Annotated in this window: 13 protein-coding genes; 5 read left to right on the plus strand and 8 right to left on the minus strand. The window is 64.1% G+C overall.

Going from position 1 to position 16830, the window contains the following annotated elements:
* Window positions 1–50: 50 nt before the first annotated feature.
* Together EOC93_RS01415 and EOC93_RS01420 are read right to left on the minus strand one after the other, a co-directional pair.
* Window positions 51–1088, minus strand: a complete 1038-nt coding sequence (locus EOC93_RS01415; protein WP_095483823.1) for an ABC transporter substrate-binding protein — start codon at window positions 1086–1088, stop codon at window positions 51–53.
* Window positions 1089–1154: 66 nt separating this feature from the next.
* A complete protein-coding gene (locus EOC93_RS01420) occupies window positions 1155–2138 on the minus strand; it encodes a 2-oxoglutarate and iron-dependent oxygenase domain-containing protein (RefSeq protein ID WP_127203658.1) in 984 nt (327 codons plus the stop codon).
* Between EOC93_RS01420 and EOC93_RS35285 the strand changes: the two genes are divergently transcribed.
* The 5 genes from EOC93_RS35285 to EOC93_RS01440 all read left to right on the plus strand — a co-directional run bounded on the left by EOC93_RS35285 (window position 2137) and on the right by EOC93_RS01440 (window position 7502).
* Window positions 2137–2271 carry a hypothetical protein gene (locus EOC93_RS35285; protein ID WP_280953349.1) on the plus strand — a complete coding sequence of 45 codons (135 nt, stop codon included), beginning with the start codon at window positions 2137–2139 and terminating at the stop codon, window positions 2269–2271. The two genes, EOC93_RS01420 and EOC93_RS35285, sit on opposite strands and share 2 nt — an antisense overlap.
* A 139-nt stretch (window positions 2272–2410) precedes the next feature.
* Window positions 2411–3520: a carbohydrate kinase gene (locus EOC93_RS01425; RefSeq protein WP_095483825.1), complete on the plus strand. Its 1110-nt coding sequence runs from the start codon at window positions 2411–2413 to the stop codon at window positions 3518–3520.
* Window positions 3521–3550: 30 nt separating this feature from the next.
* Complete coding sequence (locus EOC93_RS01430; protein WP_127203659.1) at window positions 3551–4480, plus strand: pseudouridine-5'-phosphate glycosidase; 930 nt, start codon at window positions 3551–3553, stop codon at window positions 4478–4480.
* 70 nt (window positions 4481–4550) lie between these two features.
* Window positions 4551–5372, plus strand: coding sequence for an enoyl-CoA hydratase/isomerase family protein (locus tag EOC93_RS01435; protein ID WP_127203660.1), 822 nt, complete (start codon window positions 4551–4553; stop codon window positions 5370–5372).
* A 3-nt stretch (window positions 5373–5375) separates the two neighbouring features.
* Window positions 5376–7502, plus strand: coding sequence for an acetate--CoA ligase (locus EOC93_RS01440; protein WP_127203661.1), 2127 nt, complete (start codon window positions 5376–5378; stop codon window positions 7500–7502).
* Here EOC93_RS01440 and EOC93_RS01445 read toward each other — a convergent pair whose 3' ends face one another.
* From EOC93_RS01445 to EOC93_RS01475, 6 genes are all read right to left on the minus strand, one after another.
* Window positions 7503–10973, minus strand: coding sequence for an indolepyruvate ferredoxin oxidoreductase family protein (locus EOC93_RS01445; RefSeq protein WP_127203662.1), 3471 nt, complete (start codon window positions 10971–10973; stop codon window positions 7503–7505).
* On the minus strand, window positions 10970–12388 hold the full coding sequence (locus tag EOC93_RS01450) for an FAD-binding oxidoreductase (protein ID WP_127203663.1): 1419 nt from the start codon (window positions 12386–12388) through the stop codon (window positions 10970–10972). Before EOC93_RS01450 ends, EOC93_RS01445 begins: the two co-directional genes overlap by 4 nt.
* 186 nt (window positions 12389–12574) lie before the next feature.
* Window positions 12575–13948: a trehalase family glycosidase gene (locus tag EOC93_RS01460; RefSeq protein ID WP_127203665.1), complete on the minus strand. Its 1374-nt coding sequence runs from the start codon at window positions 13946–13948 to the stop codon at window positions 12575–12577.
* A gap of 59 nt (window positions 13949–14007) precedes the next feature.
* Complete coding sequence (locus EOC93_RS01465) at window positions 14008–15048, minus strand: ABC transporter ATP-binding protein (RefSeq protein ID WP_127203666.1); 1041 nt, start codon at window positions 15046–15048, stop codon at window positions 14008–14010.
* 21 nt (window positions 15049–15069) lie between these two features.
* A complete protein-coding gene (locus EOC93_RS01470) occupies window positions 15070–15912 on the minus strand; it encodes a carbohydrate ABC transporter permease (RefSeq protein ID WP_095483834.1) in 843 nt (280 codons plus the stop codon).
* The gene (locus EOC93_RS01475; protein WP_127203667.1) at window positions 15909–16754 is read right to left on the minus strand and encodes a sugar ABC transporter permease; all 846 of its coding nucleotides are present in this window, start codon (window positions 16752–16754) and stop codon (window positions 15909–15911) included. The genes EOC93_RS01470 and EOC93_RS01475 overlap by 4 nt, the downstream gene beginning before the upstream one ends.
* Between the last annotated feature and the right edge of the window lie 76 nt (window positions 16755–16830).

Consider the following 16830-nt stretch of genomic DNA (forward strand, 5'->3'; position numbering starts at 1 on the left):
CGCGGCTGGCGGGAGGCGCGCCCCGAAAGCGAGACGCGCCATCTCGATCTTTAAAGGATCGTCTTGGCCCAGCGCTCGGCCAGCTCGCCCTGCTTCTCGTTGACGAAATCCCAGTCCCAGGTGAGGATCTTGGTCATTGCCTCGCCCGAGACCGGCACATCTGCCTTGAGGTCGTCCGGAATGACCACCTTGGAGTTGGTCGGCGACACGAAGAATTCCTTCGCCATCAGCATCTGGATTTCCGGCGACAGCAGGAAGTCAGCATATTGATAGGCCAGCTCCTTCTCCGGACCGTTGGCCAGGATCGAGACCGTCTGGTCGAACATGAACATGCCTTCCTCGGGAACGACGCAATCGACCGGCAGGCCCTGCTTGCGCAGCCGCGCGATCTCGCCGAAATCGAACGGCGCGACGACGATTTCGCCCGAAGACAAAGCCGTGGAAAGATTGAAATCCACCTGGATCACCTGGCCCAGCTTGGCGAGGGCGTCAAAGCCGGCATCGACATCGTACTGGTCCTTGCCGAAGATCTTTGAGGCCAGCAGCAGCTCCATCTTGCCGGCACTGTTGGCGAAATTATAGAGGCCGATCCTGCCCTTGAACTCCTCGTTGCTCCACAGGTCCTTCCAGGCCTTGGGCGGCGTCTGAACCAGATCGGTGCGGTAGCCGATGCCGATCGGCGAAATGGCGCCGGTGGCGCCGAAACCGTCGGCGATCTTGGCCAGCGGATAGAGGTCGTTGTAATTCGGCAGCTTGGCCAGATCGAGTTTTTCGAAGAAGCCCTCCTTGCGCAGGCCGGACGCGAACACCTCATTGGTCATGATGATGGAGTAGGGCGGCTTGTCGACGCCGGCGGCACGCAAATTGGCGCCGAAGACGCGGCCATTGCCGACATCGAGCGTCACCTTAGCGCCCGAGGCCTTCTCGAAGGCCGGTGCGATGGTCGAGCGCCAGAACTGTTCCCAGACGCCGCCGAGCGTCGGCACGATCAGCGTCTTCTCCTGTGCGATGGCTGGCATTCCGATGAGCCCGGCGGCGCCGAGCGCGCCCATGCCGGCAAGCGTCTGTCGTCTGGTGAATTTCGTCATCACAATTCCCCTTGTTGATTTTTTTGAATCAATTCGTTCTTTGGGACGGCCGAAGCGCTCCATCGTTCAGCGGCCGAAAGCCTGTCGGGTCTTCAGCTCGATATAGTCTCCATAGGTGATCGGCTCATATTTGGCCTGCTTGCCGTCCGTGCAGAACGGCTCCAGGCAAGAGATCACCGTCTCCTTGCTGGGGTTGACGAAAAACGGGATCGACTGGCGGCGCGAGCTGCCTTTCCTGTTGCGCGGCGGATTGGCGACGCGGTGCGGCGTCGAGACCCATTCGTCGTTGCTCCAGCGCATGAAGGCATCGGCGATGTTGACGACATAGGCGCCGTCGATCGACGGCGCATCGAGCCAGCGGCCGTCGCGTGTTTGCACCTGCAAGCCGCCGGACGATGCTTCCGAACGCAGGATGGTCATGAAGCCGTAGTCGGTGTGGACGCCGGCGCGAAGCTGGCCGGGCAGGGGGTCCAATTCCTGCTCGGGATAATTGATGACCCGCAATGCCGACAGATGGTTCTCGAAAGCTGGCTCGAAATAGTCGGGCTCGAGGCCGATCGCCTGGCAGAAGATCCGGCGCAGATGCCCGGCAAGCGACTCCATTTCGGAGAAATAATCACGAAAGGCGCTCTCGATACCTTCGGGCTGGTCCGGCCAGGTGTCGCCGTTGAGGCGCAGGCCGAAATTCAGGCTTTCCTTGTAATCGCCTGGTGTCTTGATGCCCTTGGTGGCGGCCAGCGCCTCGTCGGCGATCGGCGAGAACGCGACGCCGCCGTTCAAGCCGGTTCCGCGCCCATGGCTGCGCTTGTAGTCCTCCGGAAGATCGAAGAACGCGCGCGCCAGATTATAGAGCCGCATCGTCCTCTCGGGCGACACGCCATGGCCGGTGACCAGAAAGAAACCGGTGGTCCGGCAGGCGGTCTCGATAGCCCTAACGACAGCGCCGGTGCCGGCCTCGCCGCGGATGAAAGGCCCGACATCGATGACGGGAATCCCCTGATCTGTTGCTTCGCCCTGATCTGTTGCTTCGACTTGAGGCGCAGGCTGCATGATCTCGATCACCTTCCTGTTGGAATTGTCAAACGCAGAAGGCGAAATCCAGGCATGGCCGCTTCAGGGTGTTGAAGCAGTGAAAGCGGGCAGGGCGGATGATCTCGCATGCGCATCGCTGTGCCTTCTCTAGTGCCTTGTCCCGCTTCGAGAGAAGCCGGGGAAACGCCGGTTTGATGGACGTTATAGCTACAAACGAATGTTGACAAGATCATCTGTTGTTGTCCATATCGAAAATGTTCAGCTACGAATTGGACGGGCCGGGTGAGACTATGGACGACCTTGGAGCACAGGAACAAGCGGTTCTGGACCTCATCGCGGCGAACCCGTTCGCCGGCCAGCAGGACATAGCGACCGCGCTCGGCATTGCCCGTTCGACCGTCGCGGCCCACATCGTGCAACTCGTCAACAAGGGCTACATTCTCGGCCGCGGCTATGTGTTGCCGGCTTCCAAGCGCATGATCTGCATCGGCGGCGCGGTCCTGGACCGCAAGTACCACGCCAAGAAGGATCTGATCTTCGAGACGTCGAACCCGGTCGACGGCTATCGCAGCTTCGGCGGGGTCGCCCGCAACGTCGCCGAGAACCTTGTCCGCCTCGGCGTCGACGTCAGCTTCGTCTCGATTGTCGGCGACGACGAAACCGGCCGCTCGCTGGTGCGGCATCTGCGCGATCTCGGCGCCGACGTCAGCCAGGTGATCACCACAACGGAGCGGCCGACGGCGGAATACGCGGCCATCCTCGATCTCAACAACGATCTCGTGCTCGGCATCGCCGACATGGAGATTTTCGATCTGTTTTCACCATCCTATCTCGACCGCTTCTGGCCGCATCTGGCTTCGGCGACTTGGGTGTTCATCGACTGCAACCTACCGGCCGCGACGATCGCAGCGCTGATGTCACGCAAGCAGGGCGCGCGTTTCAAGCTCGCCGTCGACACGGTGTCGTCGCCGAAATCGGCACGCCTGCCGAAGGACCTGACCGGCATCGACCTGTTGTTCACCAATCACGACGAGGCCAACACCATGCTTGGCATCACCGATGCCGACAAGCGGCTGAAGCCGAAAGACGCTGCCGCTGCCTTGCGCGCGGCCGGTGCTGCCGAGGTCATCGTGACCATGGGCGCGCATGGATTTGCTGTGGCGACCGAGAGCGGCGTGGCGACGATGCGCTCCGTGCCAGCGCGGGCCGTCGACATCACCGGCGCCGGCGATGCGATGATTGCCGGCACCATGTACAAGGTGCTTTCGGGCGATCCCGTGCCCCACGCAGCGCGCACCGGCGCGCTGCTCGCCACGCTGACCACCGAGAGTGAATCCAGCGTTCATCCCGATCTGTCGCCGCGCTTCCTCACCGCCGGCATGTACCGCATTCCCGCTTGAAAGCGAGACGACCCTGAAAGCGAGACGACGATGAAAACTTCCCTTCTCCACCTGAACGACGAAGTTGCGGCAGCACTTCGGGAAGGCCGTGCGGTGGTGGCGTTGGAATCGACGATCATCACCCATGGCATGCCTTATCCGGCCAATCTGGAGACCGCGCGCGGTGTTGAAACCGTGGTGCGCGAGAACGGCGCTGTTCCCGCCACGATCGCGGTGGTTGCGGGCAAGATCAAGGTCGGGCTCGACGACACTGAGTTGGAAAAGCTGGCAGCGGCAAAAGACGTGGTCAAGGCATCCGGGCGCGACCTCGCGGCAATCATGGTGGGCGGCGGATCGGCCGGCACCACGGTCTCGGCGACGATGCGGATCGCTGCATTGGCAGGCATCGGCATTTTCGCGACGGGCGGCGTCGGCGGCGTGCATCGCGGCGCCGAGGCCACTTTCGATATCTCGGCCGACCTGACCGAACTCGGGCAGACCGGCACCACGGTCGTCTGCGCCGGCGTGAAATCGATCCTCGATATTGCAAAAACGCTGGAATATCTGGAGACCCAGCGCGTGCCGGTGATTGCCTATCAGAGCGATGATTTTCCGGCCTTCTATACGCGCTCCAGCGGACTGAAAGCCGATCACCGCCTCGACACGCCGGAGGACATTGCTGGGGCCATGCTGCTGCACGAGCAGATCGGCTCGGGCACCGGCATCCTCGTCGCCAATCCAATTCCGGAAGTGGATGCGCTCGATCCAGCCTTCATCGATGGCACGATCGCTGCGGCCGTGGCGGAAGCTGAAAAACGCGGCATCGGCCGCAAGGAGCTGACGCCGTTCTTGCTCGCCCGCATCAACGAGCTCTCGCAGGGCCGCAGCCTGAAGGCCAATATCGCGCTGGTCCGCAACAACGCCGAGCTCGCCGCTCGCATCGCCGTGGCGCATGCGCGGCTGAAGCGCATGGCAGCGTAGACAAGGTCAACTCTCAGCCCGGCTTCACTGACCTCCGATTTCCGACTGCCGAAAATACCAGGAGAACCGCATGAGCGAGCAGGCCACCTACGAGACGATCCTTTACGAGAAGGACGCGACCGACAAGTTCGCGACGATCACCATCAATCGTCCCGACAAGCTCAATGCGATGAACAAGACGGTGATCCGCGAGATCGACAAGGCACTCGCCGCCGCCGTTGCCGATCCTGATATCAACGCGCTGGTGATCACCGGCGCCGGCCGTGCCTTCTCCTCCGGCTACGATCTGCAGGGCGGCGACTTCGATGTCGACATCGATTTCTGGCGCGAGGACATGGGCGAGAACGCTGAAGCGCTGCTCAACATCTGGCGCGCGCCGATCCCGGTCATCGCGTCGGTCAACGGCTATGCGCTGGCCGGTGCGCTGGAACTGATGATGTGCTGCGACCTGGCGATCGCCGCCGACAATGCGAAATTCGGCGAGCCTGAGGTGCGCCACAATTCCGGGCCGCCGGCGCTGATGATGCCTTGGCTGCTCGCCACGCGCGACGTGCGTTGGCTGATGTATACGGGCGACCTTGTCGACGCCGAGGAGGCGCTGCGCATGCATCTGATCAACCGGATCGTGCCGGCCGATCAGTTGAAGGAAAAGACGGAAAACCTCGCCCGCAAGCTGGCGCGCATGCCGGTTCCGGCGCTGAAGTTCACCAAGGCGTCGATCAACAACCAGCAGATGGTGGCCGGGCTGCTGCCGTCCTTCCAATACAATATCGAGGCGATCGCAGCACTGCATGTCACCAAGCAAGGCCGTGAATGGATGGCCAACCTCGCCAAGATGAGCCTCAAGGAATATCTCGCTTTCCGTGACGGTCCGTTCAAGGGCCTCGACTGAGCCGTGACCGGCCTCGCCGCTTCGCATGAGGCGATGCGGGCGCTGATGGCGCCGCGTTCGGTCGCCGTCATCGGTGCTACGGAACGGGCTGACGCGTCGTCGAGCTACGTCATGCGCAATTTGATGGCGTTCGGATTCTCCGGCACCATCATCCCCGTGCATCCGAAGGCCGAAAAGGTGTTCGGCATTCCGGCCATTCCGTCGCTCGACCGGCTCGATGCGCCGGCGGACGTGGCGGTGATTGGCATCGGCGCGGCACACGTTCTGAGTGCGCTTGAAGAAGCCGGCAAGGACGGCGTCAAGGCGGCCGTCGTGCTGGCCAGCGGCTTTGCCGAGACCGATGAAGAGGGCAAGGCGCGCCAGCAGGCGCTGGTCGGGATCGCGCGAAAATACGGCATGGCGATCTGCGGGCCGAACTGCCTCGGCCTGTTCAATCTGCAAAGCGGTGCGGCCCTTTACTCCTCGACGCTGTCGCCCAATCTCAGGAAAGGCCAGCTCGCCATCCTGTCGCATTCCGGTGCCAGCGCCATCGCGCTCGCCAATTCCGGGCGCTTCGGCCTGAGCCACATCGTCTCTTGCGGAAACAGCGCGGCGACCGATCTTCCCAACTATCTCTCTTATCTCGCCGACGATGAGGCGACGCGCGTCGTCGGACTTGTCGTGGAAGCGATCCGCGATCCCGCCGCCTTCACCTCGGCGATGCAGGCGGTGCATGCCGCCGGAAAGCAAGTGATTGCCTTGCGCGCCGGCAAGTCGAGCAAGGGTGCGGAAGCCACCGCCGCGCATACCGGTTCGCTCGCTGCCGCCAACGAGGCCTATGAAGCCTTCTTCCGGCGGACCGGCGTGATCGAGGTCGCCGACATGGACGAGTTCGTCGAGACCGCCGCGCTCTGCCTCACGCTGAAAGCCAGGCCGGCCCGAAAGGGCGTCGCGGTCGTCGGCGTCAGCGGCGGTGGGGTCGCCCATGTGTCCGACATCGCCGAACAGGTCGGCATCGATCTGCCGGAATTTTCGCAACAAACCATCGCGCGGCTTAAGGCCGTGCTGCCGCCTTTCGCGACGCCGCAAAATCCGGTTGACACCACGGGCGTGGTTTTCGCCGATGGCGCGATCTATCGCCGCGTGTTCGACATCTTGGCGCAGGATCCCGCCGTCGGCCTGATCGTCGCCGCGCAAGACGCGCCTGTCGGCCTCGATGCCGGCGGCGCTGCCGAATATGTCGGCATTGCCGACGCCGTTGCCGCTTACGCAAAGGATGCGACCGTTCTCGTCATCTTCATGAGCAATCTCTCCTCCGGACACCATCCCGTGGTCCGGGACAGGCTTGCCGGCGTGCCGGTGCTCAACGGCACACGTGCTGCGCTGCGTGCCGTGCGGCGGCTGCTGGACGCGACCGGCGCCACGATACCGAACGCCCCGGCGATCGAACCGGCCGGCGAAAACGATCCGTGGGCAAAGCGTCTTGCTGCCGGCAAGAAGCTGACCGAGCGGGAGGCCAAGCAGTTGCTGGCCGAGAACGGTCTGAGAGTGACGCGCGAGCGTCAGGCGGTAACGGCGCAAGAGGCAGGCGAGGCTGCAGAGGCGATCGGCTTTCCGGTCGTGCTGAAAATCGAATCGCCTGACATTCTCCACAAGACCGAAGCCGGCGGCGTGCAGCTCGGCATAGGCAGTGCAGCCGAAGCTGCCGAAGCCTTCAAGGCGATCATGCAAAATGCCGGGGCCTACGCACCGGATGCGGAACTGCGTGGCGTGGTGGTGCAGGAAATGGCCGGGCGCGGCGTCGAAGTGCTGGTCGGCCTCATCCGGCACGAGCCATTCGGCCTCGGTATCGTCGTCGGCATCGGCGGCGTTCTTGTCGAGCTGGTCAAGGACGCCGCATTCGATCTGCTGCCGATCGATTGCAAGTCGGCCGAGGCGCTGATCGATCGGACACGATTGGGCGCTCTGCTCAAGGGTTATCGCGGCGCGCCGCCGGCCGACCGGGAAGCACTGGTCGAGACGATCCTGGCGCTGTCCGATTTCGCCGGCCGCTACGGCCATCTGATCGAGGCTGTCGACCTCAATCCGGTCGTCGTGTTCGAGAAGGGCGTCTGCGTTCTCGATGCGCTGGTCATTCCGAGAGCGGAATAGTCACGCCGCCGTCTCCAACCGGCTTTCCCTGCCCAATTTTGCCAGCAGCGCTTTCTTCCTTGCCTCGAAACGTTCGACCGCCGCCATCTTGACGTGGCCGAAGCCGCGCACCTCTTCCGGCAGCCGGGCAAGCTCGGTCGCGACGGCATGATTGCCCTGCGTCAGCCGCGCCGAAAGATCTGCTATCAGGCCTTCATATTCCTCCATCAGGCGCCGTTCCATCCGCCGCTCTTCGGTGCGCCCAAACGGATCGAAGCGTGTTCCGCGCAGGCCCTTCAGCCGCGCCAGCATGGCGAAAACCGGATTGATCCAGGTGCCGAAAGCGATCTTGCCGGGATGGCCGGTGCGTGGGTCGATGCGCGAAATCATCGGCGGAGCGAGATGATGCCTGATCCTGAAATCGCCCTCGAACTGTCCGGCCAGCTTTTTCCTGAAGGATTGATCGCGATGCAGCCGCGCCACCTCATATTCGTCCTTGTAGGCCATCAGCTTGAAGGCCCCGACCGCCACGGCTTTGGCAAAATCCTCGGAGCCGGCTGAGGTCCCGGCTTCGGCCGCGCGGGCGGTCTCCACCAGCTTGCGGTAGCGGTTTGCGTAGGCAGCATTCTGGTAATCGGTCAGGAAGGACATCCGGCGGGCAACCATGTCGTCGAGCGTCTCTGGCTTCGGCGCTTCTGCGCTCCCTGTCTGCGCCGCATTCAGCACCGCCGCAAGGTCGACCGCCGCGCGGCGGCCCCAGTCAAAGGTGGCGCGGTTCATGGCGACGCCCGCGCCGTTCATCTCGATCGCTCTGTCGATCGATGTCAGGCTGATCGGCACCAGTCCGCGCTGCCAGGCATTGCCGAGCAGGAACATGTTGGCGGCGATGGCGTCGCCCATCAGCGCCAGGCCAAGCTTCGTCGCCGAAACCAGCGTGACCGCCTCCTCGCCGGCTGCCCGGCGCAATTGCTTCAGCGTCGCTTCCTGGCGGAAGTCGATCGCGGTGTTCTGCACAAAGGAGGCGGTCGGCGCGAAATGATCGTCGAGAACGGCTGTTGTGCGGCCATGCGCAAAGGTCGAGAGCGATGTCGCGGACGCAGAGACGACGATGTCGAAGCCAAGCACCAGATCGGCCTCGCCTGGGCCTATCCTGACCGTGTTGAGCAAGTCGGGGTCGCGCGCCAGCCTGATATGCGAGGTCACCGCGCCGTTCTTTTGCGCCAGCCCGGTTTGGTCGAGGGTCAGAAGGCCGAGCCCGTCGAGATGCGCCGCCTGGGACAGAATGGCGCTGACCGTGATGACGCCGGTGCCGCCAATGCCGGCCAGCAGCATGTTGTAGGGGCGGTCGAGCGCCGCCAGCGCCGGCATCGGCAATTCACCGGAACCAGCCGTCACCGCGCGCGCTTTCGGCTTGCGGATCGTGCCGCCTTCCACGGTCACGAAGCTCGGGCAAAAGCCCTTGATGCAGGACAGGTCGGTGTTGCAGCTCGACTGGTTGATCTTCCGCTTGCGGCCAAACTCGGTCTCCACGGGCTCGATCGAAATGCAGTTGGAGACGGCCGAGCAATCGCCGCAACCTTCGCAGACCAGCTCGTTGATGAAGGCCCGTTTTGGCGAGACCGGGTAGGCGCCGCGCTTGCGGCGGCGGCGTTTTTCGGCGGCGCAGACCTGGTCGAAAACCAGCACCGTCACGCCCTTGATCTCCCTGAGCTCGCGCTGCACGGCGTCGAGCTCGTCGCGATGGTGGATGGTCACGGACCGCGGCAGGACGCCCGCCCAGGCCTCAGGCTTTTCGGACACCACGACCACGCGTTTCGCGCCCTCGGCCAGCGTCTGCTCGACGATGGAGGGCACGGAAACCTCGCCGTCATGACGCTGGCCGCCGGTCATGGCGACGGCGTCGTTGTAGAGGATCTTGTAGGTGGCGCTGACCTTGGCGGCGATGGCAGCTCGGATCGCCAGCAGTCCGGAATGGAAATAGGTGCCGTCGCCCATATTGACGAAAATGTGCCTCTCGTCGGTGAAGGGCGACAGGCCGATCCACGCGCCGCCTTCGCCGCCCATCTGGGTGAAGGTGGAGGTCTCACGCTCCATGCCGATGACCATCATGTGGCAACCGATGCCGGTCGAGGCGCGGCTGCCGTCGGGCACCACGGTCGAGATCGAGTGCGGGCAGCCGGAGCAGAAATAGGGGTCGCGCTTCAGCGCGATCACCTCGCCGGGGGCAGACGCCGCGACGGCCTCGATTGTCTTCAGATGCAGGCCAAGCTCCGCGTCCGGCGCGCCGAGCCGCGAGACGATGGCGCGGGCGACCGAAACGGCGCTGATCTCGCCGATGGAAGGCAGCAGCGGCGCGCCGCGCTCGTCCATTTTGCCGAAGACGCGCGGGCGATCCGGTGCGTTGAACAGCAGCGCCTTGATCTGGTCCTCGAGCACCGGCCGCTTCTCCTCGACGACGAGGATTTCCTCCAGCCCTTGCGAAAAGGCCTTTAGCCCCTCCGGCTCGAGCGGCCAGACCATGCCGACCTTGTACAGCCGGATGCCGAGCTCGGCCGCGCGCCGCTCGTCGATCCCGAGCGCCGACAGCGCGCCAAGCAGATCGAGCCATGACTTGCCGGTCGAGACGATGCCGAGCCGCGCCTTGCCGCTGCCATGCACGATGCGGTCGATGCCGTTGGCACGGGCAAAGGCATGCACCGCCGCCATCTTGTGCTCGATGCGGCGCTCCATCGCATGCGGGCCATCCGGCCAGCGCAGCGACAGGCCGTCGGCGGGGAGTGGCAATTCTGGTGTAACGATACCAAGCCGCGCCGGATCGACGTCGACGGTCGCCGTGCATTCGACGATCTCGGTCTGGCACTTGAAGCCGATCCAGGCGCCGGAATAACGGCTCATCGCCCAGCCGAGCAGGCCGTAGTCGATATATTCGCCGACGCCACCCGGCGACAGCAGCGGCACCATGGCCGAGATCAGATTGTGCTCGCTCTGGTGCGGCAGCGTTGACGAGACGGCGCCGTGATCGTCGCCGACCAGCAGCAGCACGCCGCCATGTCGGTTGGTGCCGACGGCATTGGCATGGCGGATGACGTCCATCGTCCGGTCGACACCGGGACCCTTGCCGTACCACATGGAAAAGACGCCATCATAGCGCGAACCCGCGAACATGCCGGTCTGCTGCGTGCCCCAGACGGCGGTCGCGGCCATGTCCTCGTTGAGGCCGGGATGGAAGACGACGTGGTTTGCCCTGAGATATTTGCCGGCGCGCTGCATCTCGCGGTCGAAACCGGCCAGCGGCGAGCCGCGATAGCCCGAGACATAGCCGGCCGTGTTGAGGCCGGCGGCAAGGTCACGCTGGCGCTGGACAAGCGGCAGCCGTACCAGCGCCTGCGTGCCCGAGACCAGGATGCGGCCGCGTTCGAGCGCATAGCGATCGTCGAGGCTGGCCGGAACCGCATTCGCTTGTCCGCTTTTCGGGAGAGCGGCAGCCGTCATCGGGGCACTCCTTCACGCGCAACATCCGCCGGCGCGAGATCAAAGACCCGCCCGGCATTGAGGATATTGTTCGGGTCGAAGGCCGCTTTCAAGCGCCGCATGGCCGCGATCTCGGCATCGCTGCGCGCCAGGTGCAGCCATTGCTTCTTGTCGAGGCCGATGCCATGTTCGGCCGAGACGCCGCCGCCGGCCGCGGCCACGCCCCTATAAACGATGTCATATGCGGCGGCCGGATCCACGGTGCCAACCTGATAGTGCAGATTGCCATCACCGAGATGGCCGAAGACATAGATGTCGGCGCTGGGGTCGATTGCGCGGATCGCGGCTTCTGCCGCTTGCAGGAAAGTGCCCATCCTCGCCAGCGGAATGCTGATGTCGACGCCGATCAGGCCTTTCATCGAAAACAGAAAACGATTGGCGTCCTCTCGCACCGCCCAGAGCGCGCGGAATTCGCGCGGCGACTGCGAGACGACCACGTCGTCGATCACGCCGTCTTCAACCGCCTGCATCAGCACCGCGGCAAACCGTTCGCCGTCGCGGTCGGGCTCGTGGCCCTGTATCTCGGCGAGCACGTAGACGGGCGAGCCGACCGGCAGTGGCGCCGGCGCATCCATGCCGGCGACCATGGCGCCGTAGAGCGGCGCGAAATTGACCTCATAGGCCGAGAGCAACGGTCCGAGCTTCTGCCTGAGCAGCCCGAGCAGCGCGATCGCCGCATCCAGCGAGGCGAGCGCGCAGAAGGCATTGACCTCGGTGGCCGGCTTTGGGTGCAGCCGCAGGCAGGCGCGCGTGACGACGCCGAGTGTGCCTTCGCTGCCGATGAAGAGCTGGTTGAGATCATAGCCGGAATTGTCCTTGGGCAAGCCCTTGAGCGACGTGAGCACGCTGCCGTCGGCAAGCACCGCTTCCAGGCCGAGCACCTGCGCGCGGTACATGCCGTAGCGCAGCACGCGGATGCCGCCGGCATTGGTGGCGACATTGCCGCCGACCGTGGCCGTGCCGCGCGCGCCGATGTCGACGCCGAACAGCAAGCCGGCCGCATCGGCCGCGTCCTGCAACATCTGCAGCGGCGCGCCGGCCTCGGCGATGATCGTCGCCGCTTCGCGGTCGGGAGCCTCGATCGCCGTCATGCGCTCCAGCGACAGCACCGCTTCGCCGGGCTGGATGCGCGCCGCACCGGCAAGCCCGGTCCGGCCGCCCTGGACGACAAGCCGCTGCCCGACCTCATTGCACAGGCGCAGAATGTCGGACACTTCGCCGGCCGTGCGCGGACGCAGGACGATCGCCGGCGGGGCGCCGTCCTTGCCGTCCGGGTCTTCCTGATAGCGCGGTCCGGCCTCTTCGGCCGAAACAATCGCTGACCTGTCCAGCCGCTTTTCCAGTCTCGACAGGAGTTCGGCAATCCTTTGGGACATGAGGCTCAAGGACGCAAATAGGCCGGACGCAGCGGCACGGCCGGAAGAGGGAAGGGCGAGGGCTGCGACCGATTTCTGTCGTCCGGCAAACGAGCGGAAAACCCGCCAAAAATCCAGCCGGTTGTCTTCGTCATGCGTCGCTCCTGTAACAGGTCGACCATAGGCGCGGCCTGCTATTTGTCAAACCTATGGGGGCAGCAAAGCAGGTTGCCGACAGCATCCGCTCGGCCATTCTGGATGGCACGCTGAAATGGGGTCTTTGGCAAGAACCCCATTTGACTCATCTCTCACCCTCAGGAACTCGATCACCATTGCCGCCGTCCAGGTGAAACGGCCGCCGCCGAGCGGTTCGCCGCTGAGCGGATCGTAATATTCGGCAAAGCCGCTCTCGGCGATCAGGTCGACGCTCGACCGCGTGATCCGCTGCGCAACCTGCGTGTGGCCAGAGGCGGCAAGGCCGTCGGCGATCATGTAGTTGACCACCAGCCAGACCGGCCCGCGCCAATAGCGCTTGGCGTCGAAGCGCGGATCATCGAGGTCGTGCGACGGGACGATATAGCGTGCCTTGCCGGCGATACGCTCGATGGTGGCGGCGATTGCAGCGATACGGGGTTTCGGGATGGCCGAGAAGACCGGCAGGATGCCGCCCACCGAAGCGCTGTCGACGAGCTTTCCGATGACGCGGTCGAGGCAGAGATATTGGCCGTGCGCATCGCTCCACAGCCGCTCCATCGCCAAAAGCCCTTTTTCGGCGCGGGCGCGATTGGCTTTTGCGATCTCCATTTCGCCAAGCGTCTCGGCGAGATCGGCAAGGTCGGCCGCTGAGCGGATCAGGATGGCGTTGAAGCCGGGATCGACGATCTGGAAGGGTGAGGCATCGTGCAGCTTTGCATTGTCCCAGCCAAGTGCGCGAAAATGCTGCAGCAGCCAGAGGTAGCGGTCATATTGCGCCTTGGTCGGCCGGTGCGCCGGGTCGGCATGCAGGGTGTCGCGGCGCGTGTAAGGCTCGACGCCTTCGGTCGGCACGCGCTCGAAGGCGTCGTCCCAGTCGATGGAATTGTCGCGGCCGGACTCCCAAGGATGGATAATGGCGACCAGTCCTTCGCCCCTTGGATCGCGGTTTTCGTAGAACCAGCGATGCCAGGCGTCGATCTTCGGCAGCAGCGCGCGGGCGCGCTCGGCCGCCAGTTTCTTATCCTTGGCCCGGTCGAACAGGCGGCGCACGGCAAAGCCCGCCACCGCCGGCTGGGTGATGCCGGAGGTGGCAGTCGGGCGGTTGGTTCTCCAGACCTCCGGCCCGGGGAAATAGCTGTCGTTCAGGACATGGAACACGATATGCGGCACCATGCCGTCCGGCCATTGATGGGCGAACAGCGTCTCGATCTCCGTCCAGGCGCGCGCCTCGTCATAGTGGGCAAGACCGAGAGCGGTCAGGCAGGAATCCCAATTCCACTGGAAAGGATAGAGGCCCTTGGTCGGGATGGTGTAGTCGCCGTGGTCGTTTTCCCTGAGCACCTCGACGGCACGGGCGATGGTTTCGTTGACGGCAAGAGAGATCATTGAAGCGTTCGTACTTTCGCGATTGAAGGGCGTTGGCAGATTGAAGGGCGTTGGCGGGATCAAAGGGCGTTGGTGGTTTCAGGGTCGAACCAGCGGATGCGATCGGCTTTGGGCGCAAGTCGCAGGTGGTCGCCGACGGCGATCGCAGCGCTCGATTCGAGGATGGCGCGAAACAGCCCACCCTCAACGTCGCAGGTGACCAGCGTATGCGGACCGAGCGGCTCGACGACGCGCACGGTGGCATGCAGCCCCTCGTCACCTGCGTCGACATCTTCGGGGCGAATGGCGAATTCAATTTTGTGCTTGTCCGATTTCGGGCCGGGCAGCGTCAGGCCGGCGACGGTCCAGCTTCCGTTCGCAGTCTTCGTCGCGGGGATGAAATTCATCGGCGGGTTGCCGATGAAGGAACCGACGAAGCGTGCGGCCGGGTTGCGATAGACCTCGACCGGCGAGGCGGCCTGGACGATGTGGCCCTGATGCATGACGGCGATGCGGTCGGCGAGGCTCATCGCCTCGACCTGATCGTGAGTGACATAGATGGTGGTGGTCTTCGATGCAGCGAGCACGCCCTTGAGCTCGGCGCGCATTTCGAGCCGGAGCAGCGCGTCGAGGTTGGACAGCGGCTCGTCCATCAGGATGACGTCGGGCTCCATGGCGAGAGCGCGCGCCACCGCTACACGCTGGCGCTGGCCACCGGAAAGCTGGCCCGAATAGCGTTTCAGCAATTGCTCGATATGCATGAGCTCGGCGGTGCGGGTGACGCGGCGTTCGACCTCTTGCTGCGGCAATTTCTTCATGCGCAAACCGAAAGCGATGTTCTCGAATACGGTCAGATGCGGGAAGACCGCATAGTTCTGGAACACCATGGCGATGCCGCGGTCGCGCGGCGGCAGATGATCGACGCGACGGCCGCCGATCCAAATCTCGCCCTGGCTCGGCGTTTCCAATCCGGCGACGATCCTGAGCAATGTCGTCTTGCCGCAGCCCGAGGCGCCGAGCAGCACCATGAATTCCTGGTCGGCGATGGTGAGGTCTATCGAATGCAGCGCGGTGAAGCCGCCGAAGCGTCTGGCCACCTGTTTTATGGCGATCTCAGCCATCGGCTTTCTCCCTCTCGCGCGTCATCGGTTGGCGATCCCCCACATGGCGAACAGGTATTTGCGGACGGCAAAGATGAAGATCAGCGCTGGGATGACCAGTGCCGCCCCACCGGCGAATTTGAGATAGAGCGGCGACTCGCCGAGGCTCTGCAGCAGGAAGGCGGTCAGCGTCCGGTTCTCTATGGTGAGCACGGCGGCGGCAAACACCTCGTTCCAGGAGATGGTGAAGGCAAAGACCGCCGAGGCCGCGATGCCGGGCAGTGCCAGCGGCAGGATGACTTTGCGAAAAGCCTGTAGGCGGGTGCAGCCGAGCGTCCAAGCCGCTTCCTCGAGCTCTACCGGAATGCCTGAGAATAGTGAAAAGGTGATCAGCACCGCGAAGGGCAGCGCCAGCGTGGTGTGGACCAGCGCCAGCCCGATGGCGGTGTCGTCGAGGCCGGTGCGGATGAACATCACCGCAAGTGGCAGCGCCAGCAGCGGCAGCGGAAAGGCGCGGGTCATCAGCACCAGGAAACGGAACGTGCCCTTGCCCGGAAAATCGAAGCGCGACAGCGCGTAGCCGGCGGGCGCGCCGAAGCCGATCGAGAGGATCATCGTCAGCGTGGCGACGAGGACCGAGTTCCACAGCGCCCTGCCGACGCCGGCGAAATTGATGAAGAAAGACAGGCTGCCGAAATCGAAGGAAGGGAAGAAGCGTTTCGGAAAGGCAGTGACCTCTTCCGGCGACGACAAGGCGTTGACCATCAGAAGATAGATCGGCAGCAGCACCCAGACGGAGAGCAGGATGACGGTGGCGACCAGCAGCCAGTTGCCGGCCTTACGGGCCGCGGGCGCGGCGATTGGCATCTCTGCGACGGCGCTCATATGCGTGCTTCCTTCGGCACGCGCAGCACTCGCAGGAAGAACAGCGTGAGCCCGACCGAGATGGCAAGGATGAGCAGCGCGAAAGCGGCGGCAACGTTGCGGTCCTGCAACGAGAATTGCCAGTTGTAGGTCTCACCCATCAGCACCGGAAAATTGGTGCCGCCGAGCGCCGCCACCACGGCGAAAACCTCGAAGGCGAGGATGACGCGCAGGATGATCGCCGTCTGCAGGCTGGGGCGCAACAAGGGCAGCGTGATCTTGACGAAGCGCTTCCACGGGCTCGCGCCAAAGACTTCGGCTGCCTCGTGATATTCCCGGGGGATGAACCCCATGCCAGCGACCAGGATGACCATCATGATTGCCGTCGCGCGCCAAATCTCGGCCAGTATCACGGCAATGAAGATGGATAGCTTGCTCTGGTAGCCGAGGAACATGACAGGCCTGTCGACGAGGCCGAGGTTCGACAGCAGCGTGTTGAGGAAGCCCGACTGGTCGAAGATGGCCAGCCAGATCAGCCCGGCGGCGAGATCGGAGATGCCGAGCGGAATGGCGAAGATGTAGAGCGCCGCACCCCGCCCGGTTTCGAGCCTAGACACCACCGTGGCCATCAACAGCGCCATGACCAGCTGGATCGGTACGACGATAGCTGCGAGCAGGATTGTGTTCCAGAATGCGACCGGGAATTTCCAGTTGCCGGTCATGGTGCGAAAATTGTCCAGCGTGAAGCCGCCATCGCGGGTGAAAGCCTCAAAGGCGACCAGCGCGAACGGGTAGAGGAAGAAGACGCACAGAAACAGCGTCGCCGGCATCAGCAGCAGATAGGGCAGGGCCTTGCCGTGCATGGTGTGTTCTCGGTGCGGCGTATGAAAGGGTGGGCGCCCGGAGCGCAACAGCTTCCGGACGCCCCTCGGGAGGATT

The organism is Mesorhizobium sp. M6A.T.Ce.TU.002.03.1.1, from assembly GCF_003997275.1.
Lineage (GTDB): Bacteria > Pseudomonadota > Alphaproteobacteria > Rhizobiales > Rhizobiaceae > Mesorhizobium > Mesorhizobium mediterraneum.